A 13,086-nucleotide genomic window follows, 5' to 3' on the forward strand; every position below is an offset into this window, starting at 1 on the left:
CTATAAAGATCAATGTGTCTGATTGAACATGTCCTGCAATTCTTCACACCAGTCCTCAGCATCGTGTAGCCCTATACCGAGGTACTGGCATACGCGTTCACTGGCCTTAAACCACTCGGCTGAACTTTCCTGTCCTTCGTACTTTTGAATCGCATATTCGGCCAGGGTCGATAAGGCGATCAAGCCCCGCACACCGTCTTCGGTCGCCGTATCTTCTAAGGTACTGTAATCATGGTGCAGCAAAATCGCCGTTGATACTTGTTCTGGCAAACCCCATGTGCGTGCCATCAAAGAACCGATAGAAGCATGATTAGTGATGTGATGCTGGTCTTCAATTTGTGTTAATGGCAGATCGAATTCATTATTCGCCTTCGCCCAAGTCTCAGCATAATCAGGAAAGCGTTCCATTAAAATCGGCACGCCAATATCGCAGAACAAACCAAAGGTATGGGCGACATCAGCCGAACAGACAGGAAAGCGCTTCACCATTGCACTCAAAGCCTGCGCCCGCTTGGTCGAAAAATCCCAAAATTTACCGAGCGCCGGCCCCGCAGAATTAACCGACTGACGCGCAAGAATACCCGTCATCAGCATGCCAGTTTGATTAGTCCCTATCAAACCCACTGCATGATCGACCGATTGCGCTTTCAAACGCAAACCAAAAAAAGACGAGTTTGTCAGCTTTAATAAAGACGCCGCGAGCGACACATCATTGGCAATAATTTTTGCTAAACCTCGCGCACTCGGTTCATCCTTATTTAATTCCTTTTGCATCTCGACCAGTAAACTTGGGCGTGGTGGGATACGTATGGTTTTTAACAAACTATCGACAGCTTGCTTGTCAGACACCACAGGTTGGACGCTAGAATTCATCGTGATTGCAAAAGATAATTTAAAAAAAATATTAGACTGAAGGAAGGCTTATTCCCAGTATTAGACATTATTTCCTTTGGGAAATCAATTCAAACCCAATAGTAAGCTCATTAGGCCCTAGAACTAGCCCTCAGTTTATATGCTCATTGCACGCTCTTAGTTCGTTCAAACATGGCCGAGTTCTATGAAACCCCTCCAATAGTTTAATCAATTTCAATTACTTTAATGGAATCGGCAAATGACGTTCAACAGGCACCGCTGTCACACTATTTTGAGGTGAACCTTCAATCAATTTATCAGAATAGGTCAAATACACCAGCGTGTTTCTTTCCACATCAACCATGCGCACTATTCGCAATTTTTTAAACAAAATAGAAAGACTTTGATTAAATACTTCTTCCTGTTGCTTCAAAGGTTTTTCGAAACTGATCGCGCCGACTTGACGACAAGAAATCGATGCTTCGGCTTTATCCTCGGCCAAACCTAAACCGCCTTTAATGCCGCCAGTTTTAGCACGCGACACATAGCAGGTAACACCTTTGACTTTGGGGTCATCGTAAGCTTCCACCACTATTTTATGATCGGGGCCAATTAGCTTGAAAACAGTATCAACACTACCGATTTTTTGGGCTTGCGCATTGTTCGCGATCAATAACAAACCGAAAATTACTTTATTGAGATGCTTCATTTTTCGACTTTCATTTAAGATTAATGTCCCGCACTGTACGCTTGTTTTCATATTAATCAAGCTAGGCGTCCTTGCTCTTTAATCTGGCGCATAATCTGCAGCGTTATCTGGCCGCAGTCATTTTCTGCTACAATCGCGCCCCATGTTCTCTTCCTCCCTATTCCATCACTTACGCCGTGCTAATAAGCTCGTGATCGCTGTGTTGTTCCTGTACGGATTAACACTCAGTGTCGCGATGGCTGCGCCTATGGTGGCTGGAAAAGGCATGAGCATGATATGTACCAGCACTGGCATTAAGTTTGTCAATGAGTCAGGTAAGATCGTTGATGGTAAAGCTACAACGCACAGCTTAGAATGCTCGTTCTGTGTACCGACCGGTATCGCTCCTGAACTTCCCGTTTCGGATGTTTGTCCGCCGGTTCATACATTATCCTATGCGACACAATCGATTCCAGCCGCACGTCTTGCTGCAATCGTCTCCGCCCCTCTGCCCGCTCGCGGGCCACCACTGTTCAATTAAATCAAACGCTGTTGACGCTTTAATTCGCCATTCATTTTAGCGTCACAAATTGTTTCGAACTTTGCTTGCTGTTGGACTATTCAATCTGATTCTCAGTTTGAATTGTCTACGCACTAAAGCACCGTTCTATTTTGACTTTCTCTGTGCGCAAACGCCAAAGTTTTTGCGCCAGATAGTGAACACTGAGCTCATGAAAAACGCATTTCAACACCATACCATCGCATTAGCGATTGCTGCCGCCTTCCCTCTGTTTTGCGCAAGCGCGTTTGCGGCGGACGACGATAAATCGAAGGACGATCAACAGAATCGTAAAGACCAAATCGAGCGCGTCACGATCAAGGGTGATAGACCCACCACACTGCCAACTGAAATTCCGACCACGATAGAAGGTATCAGCGACAAAACTTTAGAAACGACCATCAATGCCATCGACGCCGAAGATGCACTCAAATACTTGCCGAGTTTGCTGGTGCGCAAGCGCTATGTCGGCGATTACAATCACGCCGTGTTAGCGACCCGCGCTTCTGGTACAGGTAATAGCGCCCGATCTTTGGTGTATGCCGATGGCATCTTGCTGTCTAACCTATTGGGCAATAGCGCTACTTTCACGCCGCGTTGGGGTCTGGTCACGCCGGAAGAGATTCAAAGAGTTGATGTGCTGTATGGTCCCTTTTCTGCGGCCTACTCGGGTAATTCTGTCGGCGCGGTAGTTGATTATGTGACGCGTATGCCAGAAAAATTTGAAGCGCACGCAAAACTTTTAGGCATCTCTGAAAATTTTCAAGAAAGCGGCACTGATCAGCGTTACAGCGGGAAACAACTGAGCGCGAGCTTGGGTAATAAACAGGGTGCATTTTCTTGGTGGGCGAATATCAATCGCCTTGATAGCAACGGTCACCCGATTGCCTTCGTGAATAAATTGGTCTCAGCCGGCGTAACAGGCACTGCGGGTAAACCTGTAACCGGTGCAATTCCTGGTAAGAATCCACAAGGACTTGATTGGTGGTTAGTCGCTGCAACAGGTCAATACCATACGATACAAGATCACGCCAAGATCAAACTGGCTTTCGAAATCACATCAACGCTACGCGCTAGCTATACTTTTGGCGCGTGGCGCAATGATATGCATAGCAGTGCCGTATCTTATTTGCGCGACGCCGCTGGCAATCCAGTCTATAGCGGTGACGTCAATATCGCTGGTAAAAAATATACGCTCAATCCTGGCGATGTCACGAATAGCAAAAACCAGCCTGTCGACATCTCAAACAGCAAGAATCAACTAGAACACATCACCCACGGCTTGAATGTAAAGAGCAATACCAAAGGCGAATGGGATTGGGAGTTGGCAGCCAGTTTGTACGACTACCAAAAAGACATCGTCCGAGCGCCAACCGTAGCGATACCGATCGCCGATACTGGCGGCGCAGGACGTATCACGAATGGTAGCGGCACAGGTTGGAACACCTTCGCAATTAAAGGCATCTGGCGTCCGAATCCGCAACATACTGCCGAATTTGGCTACCAACGAGAAGCCTATCAACTGCGTACTGAAGTATCCGATACCACAGACTGGATTAGCGCCGCTGCAACCAAACCTTACTCCGCATTTCAAGGCAATTCAGAACTGAATAGTTTCTACCTACAAGATGCATGGCGCATCAACACGGAATGGAAATCGATTATGGGTGGCCGTTTCGAACAATGGTCTGCTCATGATGGCGCGCTCTCGAATGCGACCACGACTTTGCCTTTTGCCCAACGTGATGAATCCTACTTCTCTCCAAAAGCGGCGCTCGCCTATCGCGCCAACGATGAACTGACACTCAAAGCTTCACTAGGTCGCGCGATTCGCATGCCTACCGTGTCGGAGCTGTATCAAGGTACGGTATCTACTCAAACCATCGTCAACAATGATCCTAATCTCAAACCTGAAAAATCCTGGACCAGCGAATGGAGTGCTGAGCAGTCATTAGACTATGGCAAAGGTTTATTGCGCGTCACTTTCTTCCACGAAGACACGCAAGATGCGCTGTATTCACAAACGAATACTTTGCTCTCGCCGGCCATTACGAATATTCAAAACGTCGACAAGATACGCACCAATGGCTTAGAAATCGCCTATCAGGCCAGTGATGTAGGACTGCAAGGTTTGGATCTCGCGGCCAGCATGACTTACGCGAATTCAAAAATCGTCAAGAACGATAAATTTCTCAAGAGTGTAGGCAAGTGGCAACCACGCGTACCAGAATGGCGTGCCAATTTTGTTGCCAGCTATCGCTACAACGATCAATTGAGTACAACGCTAGGCGTAAGGTATAGCGGTCGCCAATTCGGCTCACTAGACAATAGCGATATTAACGAGTTCACCTACACTGGCGTTTCTCGCTTCATCGTTGCGGATTTACGCGTGCGCTACAAAATCGACAAGCAATGGAGTACCGCCATTGGCATCGACAATTTGAATAACAAGAAGTATTGGGCCTTCCATCCTTACACCCAACGTAGTGTGGTGGCGGAATTGAAGTTTGATTACTAAGTGATTTGGATGACCGTCGTTCGCTGATTTAGGCGTAGCCGGTCTATTCAAGTAAAACAGAGTCATTTCAACCTAAACCAAAAAATCATCATGAATTTTTCTCAGATCGATTCAAAAGAGCGACGCGTATTTTTGATGTCGGCCTTGGCACTAAGCCTGACAGCATGTGAAAAAAAACTCACCCACTTCAATAGCATAGACATTACAGGTACCGACTATTGTCGTGACTTCAGGCTCAGTGATAGCGATGGGAAGCTGCGACAACTGGCCGAGTTTAAAGGTCGCTACGTGTTAGTCTTTTTTGGCTTTACGCAATGTCCTGATATCTGCCCGACCGCGCTGGCTCGTGCCGCAGCAGTCAAACAAAAACTAGGTAAAGATGGCGAGCAATTACAAGTGATCTTCATCAGCATTGATCCCGAACGTGACACTGCCGACCTGATGCGCGCCTACACGCAAAATTTTGATACTAGCTTTATCGGCCTGCGCGGCAATGCAGAACAAACAAGACACGTTGCTGACGAGTTTAAAGTTTTTTATGCTAAGGTCGCTACCGGCAATAGCTACACCATGGATCACTCCACGCTCAGTTATCTGTTCGATACGCAAGGCAAAATCAGACTGGCCATGCGGCACGAACATAAGGCAGAACAATTCGCAGATGATATTCGCCAATTGATGAAACAAGCATCTTGAATTCTTTTGTTCCCGTTTTGCAGTAAACTTATTTTTATGCAGTTCCCATCACCGAAAGGAAATACCATGAAACCAATCATTACTCCCCTCTTGGCTGCACTCAGCTTAACGATCAGTGCCGCCGCGTTTTCTCAAGTGACCGTCAAAGACCCATGGGTGCGCGCCACCGTTCCACAACAAAAAGCTACGGGCGCCTTCATGCAGCTAACCGCCACCCAAGATGCGAAAATCATTTCGGCCAGCTCACCAGCGGCCAAAAACGTCGAGATACACACCATGGAAATGGACAAAGACGTCATGAAAATGCGCCAAATCATGAGCCTCGATTTGCCCGCAGGTAAAACCGTGGAATTGAAACCAGGTAGCTATCACGTGATGCTGTTGGGCTTAACTTCTCAAGTAAAAGAAGGCGACCTTATCCCACTGACCTTGACAGTCGAAGGCAAAGATAAAAAGACGCAAACCATAGAAGTGAAAGCGGTTGGCAAGGCAATGGCTGCCACTGCGCACAAAATGTGATCCACTGTTCCATTGGTTCACAAACGCGATGTCATCGAAAATCCCATTTCCAGAGAATGCACCAGGCGACTTCTATGTTGAAGATGGATGCTGTACGTCCTGCGGTATGCCGACTACGGAAGCGCCTGATCTGTTCGCTTACGCTTCAGACGGTCATTGCTTTGTGATGAGGCAGCCTAAGACATCCGGCGAGATCTTCCGGATGATCAGCGCCTTTTCCGTGCAGGACGTTGGGTGCATTCGATACAAGGGCGTAAATCGTGTCATTCAAATTCGACTGATTGGGGTCAATGAGGGAGACCAATGCGATGCGCTTCCTCATGACCTTTCTGCGCTGAATGAAGAGGTGAAAGCCGAGAACATTCGGATGAGAACTGAGCAATCAGGTCAATGACTAACAAGCAGTCGGCTCAGCTTCAAGCTTGAGAATAAAAAAGCCGGATTTCTCCGGCTGGCTTAAATTTCTCAAATTTCCAATGACAAGCTTGCTTGTCGGCCTTAACAAAAAAAGCTAACAAATAAAAATTATCGGCGATTTAAATCTTCAATCGCATCAATAATCATGCTAGTGCCTATAGCCATCAACAAAATGTCATTCGCCACACGGACGTATTTGTGTCCTGTTGGAGGTGCGCCTATCACGGTGATTATTCGCTGCGGTACTTCCTCATAGATAACGTCTCTTGGCAATGCTTGTCCACGTTTCCATTTCTTGGCCTGACCTGGTGGCAGGCATCCATTCTTTTTCTTGGCTAGGCCCGGAGGGCAACCCTTCTCGCGAAATTCATTGGAGTAATAATCAACAAAGACCGTCCTTTGTTGTGTGGTGAAATAATTGCGAGTTACTTCACGCTGATTTCCCTCACCTCTGCCATCGTACCCGCCTTTATCATCGCGGTCGCGATCATCGCCTCTGTCATGCTTATCACGCTTATCTTGCTTGTCATGGCCTTTTCCTTTGCCATGTTGTTCTGATTTGCCTTGATCGGACCCAGCCCAGGCCGGTTTATCCGCAAAGGCTGGCGCCGACATCAAGCTGGCACTGATTAGTAACAACAGTGACTTATGCAGGGTAGATAATTTTTTCATACGCATCCTCTTCAATCAAAATACCATCATAGGCTGATCGACCTTAAAGGTCTAGTAGTCATTGCTCAAGGAGATTTACACGTCTGAGTACCAATTTCGCATGTAAAGAATTTGAATTTAACACGTAATTTCTCCCAGCTTAGTGCCATTACGATCACATTCTGAGATGATTATTCTGATTACAAGAATATGCAAACACAGATTACGCAATGAGTCGCAATGGTGGATCTGATCTGGTTTCTGACATTCTGGCTTGTCGAACAGACGACAACTTGAGTCGATTTCCATGTTGAAGTGATCCATCGTACTCACTAAGTTTAAAAGTATTGACCAAACTACTTAATTGCTCCGCCTGCTCTTCTAAAGCCGCGGCGGCGGCGGCAGCTTCTTCCACCAGGGCGGCGTTTTGTTGAGTCACATTGTCCATGCCCGATACTGCGACATTGATTTGATCGATGCCAGAAGACTGTTCACTGCTGGCATGGCTAATGTCATTAATGATGTTTGAAACACGCTGCACACTGCTGACCACCTCTTGCATAGTGACGCCTGCTTCATCGACCAATTTTGCGCCTAAATTGACTTGTTGTACCGAGTGATCAATCAGTGATTTGATTTCTTTTGCGGCACTGGCAGAGCGCTGCGCCAGATTTCTGACTTCGGATGCTACGACAGCAAACCCACGGCCCTGCTCACCGGCGCGTGCGGCTTCCACCGCTGCATTCAAAGCCAGGATATTGGTCTGAAAGGCAATACTATCTATGACAGAAATAATATCAACAATGCGTTTTGATGAGGCATTAATGGAACCCATGGTCGAGACGACTTCAGCCACCACGCTGCCGCCTTTGACCGCGACTTCAGAAGCTGAACTCGCCAGTTGGCTGGCCTGGCGCGCATTGTCGGCATTTTGCCTGACATTGCTGGTTAATTCTTCTAATGAAGATGCGGTCTCTTCCAGCGAACTGGCCTGTTCTTCGGTGCGCGAGGACAGATCTAAATTGCCTGTGGCGATCTGACTAGAGGAAGTCGCAATCGTATCGGTGGCACCGCGTACCTGACTAACGACGTTGGCCAGATTACTGTTCATTTCTTTCATACTAAACAGCAAACTCGATTGATCATTATTTTTTAAGGCAATCTCTTGCGTTAAATCGCCTTGCGCTATCGCTTGTGCAATCCGCGCCACATCGATAGGTTCGCCGCCCAGTTGACGACTGATGTAACGCACCGTCATCCAACCAAACGCCGTCGCCCCCATCAAACCGAGAACAGTAACGATAATCGCTGTCATTCGGATTGCTTCAAAGCGCGCAATGGCGGCATCGAACTCCTCCTTAGCGACATCCATTTGCAGCTGCAATAGCGCATCGCCTTTCTCTTTTACGGGTAACATAAGCGGACTGACTTTGTCTAACATCAGTGCTTGCGCTTGGGTAAAATCACCGGCCCGCAGCGCGCTCATCGTCGGCAGCAGGCCCTCTTGTAAATATCGCGCCCGATTGGCCGCAAAATCATGTGCCAGGCTCGCTTCTTCGGGAGTTAAATAGGTTGCCATATAGGCTTCCCACATCTTGTTCGCACTGGCGATATTCGCCTCTAAGTGCTGCACGGCTCGCTGCGCAGATTCGGGTTTTTGGTCCAACAAAGCCATAGCAATTTCCAGTCGATTACTGACCACTAAGCTTTGAATTTTGCCAATATCAACGGCGGGAACGGTTCTGTCAGCATAAATGGTGAGTATCGCGGCATTTGATTTGATTAAGCCGTACATGCCTATACCGCTTACGACAAAACAGACCAGCGCCAGACTAGAAATGAGGAGAATAAGACGGGTTGCAATTTTCATACTTTCATCCTTTATTGGGAAGCGAATGTCATTACGAGCCTGATTGAGCTACTTTGTCCTACCGAACTAGCTGATCTCATGAAACAGTGCAGCAGCAAGACATATCGAATAATTCGAATAAATAAGTATTTACAAAACAAAATAATAGTAAATAAAAACATTTCCGTACAGAACTATTTTTACTGCAAATTGCAAGTTGATTTAAAGCACTTGGTTTTTGAGGTGGGACTTACCTAAAACAGATGCTGGCGTTCTGGTGTGCGCCTAGCCAGCGCAATTTTGCATAAGTCCTATGTGGATCCTCACCTCAGCACTAAGCGCCAGAAGCTGGCAAGCCACCCTAATTCAATTTACATAAAAAAATTACTAACCATAGCCATAAGCAAAATTCACGCCTGAGCTTGACCAAACTATGATTTAGTCGCACACTGGCAATTACTAGTCACTCGCCTAATAATGAAGCCACATGGCCAGACCTTCACAAAATATCGATCAAACCTTGCTGCAAAGTGGGCGCGAATTGTTCCCACATTGCGGTTGCTGTGATTTATCGCTACGCGCCCTGACAGAACATGCGCAAGTCAATATGGGCATGTTTCACTACCACTTTCGTAGCAAAAACAACTTTCTGGCGATCTTGCTGCAATCAATGTACGAAGATTTGTTCCAACAATTGCAGGCAGAGACCCTGCATCCCGGCACCGCCCTACAACGTCTGCGCCAGACCATGTTGTTGCTGCCTCGTTTGCTACGCGAGCATGGCGGATGGCTGAGCAGAGTGTGGAGCGACGCTAGTCGGGGCGATGCTGCGGCCAATCAATTTTTACAAAAAAATGGTGCACGCCATATGCAATTGATTTTGAGTCTGATCCTGCAGGCAATTCAAGATAAGGAACTTGCAGACATCGCACCTATGCAAGCCTTCAGCTTTTTGATGGGATCGATAGCCGCGCCTATGCTCATCGCACCACGCGTCATGCAACTCGGTTTCGCACCCGACTTCTTTCAAGAACAAATGAAGGAAACCGTACTCAGCGACGCCGGCATTGCTGAGCGCGTTGATCGTGCCTTGTTCGCCTTAAAGCAAAGCGTCAACACCATCGCCGAATCGCACTGCATTTTAGTCAAACAAACCAATCCTGAATGAGAGTCTGCCATGTCTTTGTTACGCCCTAAAACACTGCTAACAGGCCTAAGTTGCCTGCTCTTCATGGCCTGTCAGCCGACAGCATCGACCAACTGGTCGGGCTATGTCGAAGGCGAATATCTGTATTTGTCGGCGCCTATCGGTGGTCGCATAGAGAAGCTGGGCGTCACTGCGGGACAACAGATTGAAGCAAATGCATTCTTATTCCAGCTCGATAAAGAAGCCGAGGAAGCCAGTCGTGAAGAAGTCGCGGCCAGATTAATCGCCGCCAAAGCACAAGCCGAAAATACGAATAAAGGCCGACGTCAAGATGAGCTGGCAATCACGCAAGCACAACTGAGTAATGCCCAAGCACAGGCCACGCTGGCGCAAAACGATCTGCAGCGTCAACAACAATTAGTGACTCAAGGCTTCATCTCCAAAGCCAAACTCGACGATGCCCTCACCAATGTCAAACTCACGCAAGCGCGCGTCAAAGAACTAACTGCGGCATTAGCCGTCGCCAAACTCCCCTCCAGAATCGATGAACGTAAAGCCGCTGGAGCCAACACCGACGCCGCGCAACAAGCCTTACGCCTCGCCAATTGGCGCAGCGCGCAGAAATCACAAAATGCACCGGTGGCAGGACAAATTGCCGAGGTGTTTTTCCGCGCTGGTGAAGTAGTCGCAGCGGGTCAGCCTATATTATCACTACTACCACCGGCGAATATCAAATTGCGTTTCTTCGTACCTGAAGCCGAGATTGCGACAGTGAAAGCAGGCCAGCAAGTGCAGATTTCTTGCGACCAATGCGGCACAGGTATCACAGCTACCGTCACACGGATTTCTACCCAAGCCGAATACACGCCCCCCGTCATTTACTCGAATTCACAACGCGCCAAATTGGTCTTTATGGTCGAAGCGAAACCCGACCCTGCTTCCCCTCGCCTGCATCCCGGACAGCCTATTGATGTTAAGAGACTCAACACTGAGGTGGAGAAAAAATCGTGAATTCAATGGCGATTGATGTCACCGGCTTAAGCAAGTCCTACGATGGTCGCAAGGTAGTCGATCAAGTCGACATTCAGCTTGCGCAAGGCAGCATTTGCGGATTTCTTGGACCCAATGGCAGCGGCAAAACGACGACCATACGCATGCTCTGTGGTTTGCTCACACCCGATGCTGGCAGCGGCACTTGTCTGGGTTTAGATATCTTTAAAGACGCGGCGCAGATCAAACGTCAAGTCGGCTATATGACACAAAAATTTGGCTTATATGAAGATCTCTCCATACGCCAAAACCTCGATTTTATTGGCCGTCTGTTTGAACTGCCACAGCGCAAGGATGCAGTCGACGCCTGCCTGGAGCGCTTGGGTTTGACTGCCCGCCAATCACAACTCGCAGGCTCGCTCTCAGGGGGCTGGAAACAAAGATTAGCCTTAGCTGCTTGTTTAATCCATCAGCCGCGCTTGCTTTTACTTGATGAGCCGACTGCTGGCGTTGATCCACGTGCGCGCCGAGAATTCTGGGATCAGATTCATGATCTGGCATCACAAGGCATCACCGTTTTAGTCTCCACCCATTACATGGACGAAGCGGAGCGCTGTCACGAATTAGTGTACATCGCCTATGGAAAAATTTTGGCGCGCGGTACCGAGGCACAGATCATCGCTGACTCTGCACTGAAAGTTTGGACGCTACAAGGTCAGGGACTAAGCGCTCTATTAGCCCCCTTAAAGTCCTCACCAGGCGTGCTGAGTGTCGCCGCTTTTGGCAATGCCTTGCATGTCGCGGGTCTGGATGAAAACTTAGTATTAGCCGCGCTTGATAAGATTCGTAATGACAGATTAACGATAACGCCCAGCTCTGCCAATCTGGAAGATGTGTTCATCAGCATGATCGCTGCCGCGCCGGACAATTTCACGCTCGACAAAATTCACACACAGGTGAAATCATGAGCCGCTTTTCTGTGGCACGCATGTTAGCGGTCTTCATCAAAGAGTTTCAACAGATGATGCGCGACCGCCTCACGTTTGCGATGGCAGTCGGGATTCCTATCATGCAGTTAATCATGTTTGGCTATGCCATCAATACCGATCCCAAAGGCCTGCCGACTGCCTTAGTCAATCTCGATCATGGCCCATTGGCACGCAGTTTTTCTGCCGCCTTACAAAATACCGGCTACTTTCGAATTGATCACACGGGCTTTAGTGAACGCGAAGCCGATGCCTTAGTAGAAAATGGCAAAGTCCAATTCATGCTCGTGATTCCGCCTGACTTTAGTCAAAAATTAATCCGCGGCGAAAAGCCCAGCATTTTGCTGTCGGCCGATGCGACCGATCCATCGGCTGCAGGCAATGCGATTTCTGCCTTAAATGCCATTGTGCCACTCGCCTTACGGCACGACCTCGTCGGTCCACTGCGCTACTTACAAAATACCGCACCCACTTACGAAGTGCGTGTTCACAAACGCTATAACCCGGAAGGCTTGTCGCGTTACAACATCGTGCCTGGCTTGATCGGCACCATACTTACCATGACCATGGTGATGCTGACCTCGTTGGCAATGACACGCGAACGTGAACGCGGCACCATGGAGAATTTACTTGCCACACCGGTGCGTCCGGCGGAAGTCATGGTCGGTAAAATTTTGCCCTATGTCTTGATTGGCTACATCCAATTAACCGTCATCATCAGCGCGGCCTTAGTGATTTTTGATGTGCCTATGGTCGGTAGTTTGACGCTGTTATTAGCCTTGATCGGCATTTTCATTATGGCCAATCTCGCAGTCGGCTTTACCTTTTCGACGATCGCCAAAAATCAATTGCAGGCGATGCAGATGACTTTCTTTTTCTTCTTGCCGTCGATACTGCTATCGGGGTTCATGTTCCCCTTCCGCGCTATGCCAGTCTGGGCACAATACATAGGTGAAGTCCTGCCTCTGACCCATTTTCTACGTATTGTGCGCGGCATTTTATTGAAAGGTAATTCGATCACACAACTGACGCAAGAACTGTGGCCGATGCTGGCGTTTTTATTTGTAGCGGGATTTATTGCGCTCAAACGTTATCGTCAGACTTTGGATTAAATTGACACTTGCTTAGTAGCGAAAATAGGCCGGGCTTCGCCGCCCAGCCTGCGGCAACAAATCGCGTGTAGGTTGGCGTTGAGCTTAGCGAAGCCCAACAAA

General features: G+C 48.1%; 12 protein-coding genes. 8 read left to right on the forward strand and 4 right to left on the reverse strand.

The window, feature by feature from the left end; translation table 11 throughout:
• Positions 1–9: 9 nt before the first annotated feature.
• Positions 10–873, reverse strand: a complete 864-nt coding sequence (locus AC1RR2_RS09315) for an HDOD domain-containing protein (protein ID WP_493221975.1) — start codon at positions 871–873, stop codon at positions 10–12.
• A 217-nt stretch (positions 874–1,090) separates the two neighbouring features.
• On the reverse strand, positions 1,091–1,561 hold the full coding sequence (locus AC1RR2_RS09320) for a CreA family protein (protein WP_493221976.1): 471 nt from the start codon (positions 1,559–1,561) through the stop codon (positions 1,091–1,093).
• 142 nt (positions 1,562–1,703) lie between these two features.
• Between AC1RR2_RS09320 and AC1RR2_RS09325 the strand changes: the two genes are divergently transcribed.
• The 4 genes from AC1RR2_RS09325 (at position 1,704) to AC1RR2_RS09340 (ending at position 5,832) form a co-directional block, all read left to right on the forward strand.
• Positions 1,704–2,081 carry a DUF2946 family protein gene (locus AC1RR2_RS09325; RefSeq protein ID WP_493221977.1) on the forward strand — a complete coding sequence of 126 codons (378 nt, stop codon included), beginning with the start codon at positions 1,704–1,706 and terminating at the stop codon, positions 2,079–2,081.
• Positions 2,082–2,271: 190 nt separating this feature from the next.
• A complete protein-coding gene (locus AC1RR2_RS09330) occupies positions 2,272–4,617 on the forward strand; it encodes a TonB-dependent receptor (RefSeq protein WP_493221978.1) in 2,346 nt (781 codons plus the stop codon).
• 90 nt (positions 4,618–4,707) lie between these two features.
• Positions 4,708–5,313 (forward strand): SCO family protein, encoded by a 606-nt coding sequence (locus AC1RR2_RS09335; protein ID WP_493221979.1) that lies wholly within the window; start codon positions 4,708–4,710, stop codon positions 5,311–5,313.
• Between the two features lie 66 nt (positions 5,314–5,379).
• Positions 5,380–5,832 carry a copper chaperone PCu(A)C gene (locus tag AC1RR2_RS09340; protein ID WP_493221980.1) on the forward strand — a complete coding sequence of 151 codons (453 nt, stop codon included), beginning with the start codon at positions 5,380–5,382 and terminating at the stop codon, positions 5,830–5,832.
• Positions 5,833–6,357: 525 nt separating this feature from the next.
• Here AC1RR2_RS09340 and AC1RR2_RS09345 read toward each other — a convergent pair.
• Positions 6,358–6,921: a hypothetical protein gene (locus AC1RR2_RS09345; protein WP_493221981.1), complete on the reverse strand. Its 564-nt coding sequence runs from the start codon at positions 6,919–6,921 to the stop codon at positions 6,358–6,360.
• Positions 6,922–7,123: 202 nt separating this feature from the next.
• Positions 7,124–8,770: a methyl-accepting chemotaxis protein gene (locus AC1RR2_RS09350; RefSeq protein WP_493221982.1), complete on the reverse strand. Its 1,647-nt coding sequence runs from the start codon at positions 8,768–8,770 to the stop codon at positions 7,124–7,126.
• Between the two features lie 466 nt (positions 8,771–9,236).
• Here AC1RR2_RS09350 and AC1RR2_RS09355 point away from each other — a divergent pair, with 466 nt between their 5' ends.
• From AC1RR2_RS09355 to AC1RR2_RS09370, 4 genes are read left to right on the forward strand one after another with little or no spacing between them, the layout of a single operon-like run.
• On the forward strand, positions 9,237–9,917 hold the full coding sequence (locus AC1RR2_RS09355; RefSeq protein WP_493221983.1) for a TetR/AcrR family transcriptional regulator: 681 nt from the start codon (positions 9,237–9,239) through the stop codon (positions 9,915–9,917).
• 9 nt (positions 9,918–9,926) lie between these two features.
• Entirely contained in the window at positions 9,927–10,907 is a 981-nt protein-coding gene (locus AC1RR2_RS09360) for an HlyD family secretion protein (protein ID WP_493221984.1), read from the forward strand.
• 5 nt (positions 10,908–10,912) lie between these two features.
• Positions 10,913–11,854 (forward strand): ABC transporter ATP-binding protein, encoded by a 942-nt coding sequence (locus AC1RR2_RS09365; RefSeq protein WP_493222090.1) that lies wholly within the window; start codon positions 10,913–10,915, stop codon positions 11,852–11,854.
• Complete coding sequence (locus AC1RR2_RS09370) at positions 11,851–12,984, forward strand: ABC transporter permease (RefSeq protein ID WP_493221985.1); 1,134 nt, start codon at positions 11,851–11,853, stop codon at positions 12,982–12,984. The genes AC1RR2_RS09365 and AC1RR2_RS09370 overlap by 4 nt, the downstream gene beginning before the upstream one ends.
• Positions 12,985–13,086: the final 102 nt, after the last annotated feature.

It is taken from the genome of Undibacterium sp. GW821-FHT11H02 (genome assembly GCF_058808015.1).

What these genes read in the sequence shown, in the direction of transcription:
- AC1RR2_RS09315 (WP_493221975.1), bottom strand. Translation starts at nt 873, where the DNA reads ATGAATTCTAGCGTCCAACCTGTGGTGTCTGACAAGCAAGCTGTCGAT.
- AC1RR2_RS09320 (WP_493221976.1), bottom strand. Translation starts at nt 1,561, where the DNA reads ATGAAGCATCTCAATAAAGTAATTTTCGGTTTGTTATTGATCGCGAAC.
- AC1RR2_RS09325 (WP_493221977.1), top strand. Translation starts at nt 1,704, where the DNA reads ATGTTCTCTTCCTCCCTATTCCATCACTTACGCCGTGCTAATAAGCTC.
- AC1RR2_RS09330 (WP_493221978.1), top strand. Translation starts at nt 2,272, where the DNA reads ATGAAAAACGCATTTCAACACCATACCATCGCATTAGCGATTGCTGCC.
- AC1RR2_RS09335 (WP_493221979.1), top strand. Translation starts at nt 4,708, where the DNA reads ATGAATTTTTCTCAGATCGATTCAAAAGAGCGACGCGTATTTTTGATG.
- AC1RR2_RS09340 (WP_493221980.1), top strand. Translation starts at nt 5,380, where the DNA reads ATGAAACCAATCATTACTCCCCTCTTGGCTGCACTCAGCTTAACGATC.
- AC1RR2_RS09345 (WP_493221981.1), bottom strand. Translation starts at nt 6,921, where the DNA reads ATGAAAAAATTATCTACCCTGCATAAGTCACTGTTGTTACTAATCAGT.
- AC1RR2_RS09350 (WP_493221982.1), bottom strand. Translation starts at nt 8,770, where the DNA reads ATGAAAATTGCAACCCGTCTTATTCTCCTCATTTCTAGTCTGGCGCTG.
- AC1RR2_RS09355 (WP_493221983.1), top strand. Translation starts at nt 9,237, where the DNA reads ATGGCCAGACCTTCACAAAATATCGATCAAACCTTGCTGCAAAGTGGG.
- AC1RR2_RS09360 (WP_493221984.1), top strand. Translation starts at nt 9,927, where the DNA reads ATGTCTTTGTTACGCCCTAAAACACTGCTAACAGGCCTAAGTTGCCTG.
- AC1RR2_RS09365 (WP_493222090.1), top strand. Translation starts at nt 10,913, where the DNA reads ATGGCGATTGATGTCACCGGCTTAAGCAAGTCCTACGATGGTCGCAAG.
- AC1RR2_RS09370 (WP_493221985.1), top strand. Translation starts at nt 11,851, where the DNA reads ATGAGCCGCTTTTCTGTGGCACGCATGTTAGCGGTCTTCATCAAAGAG.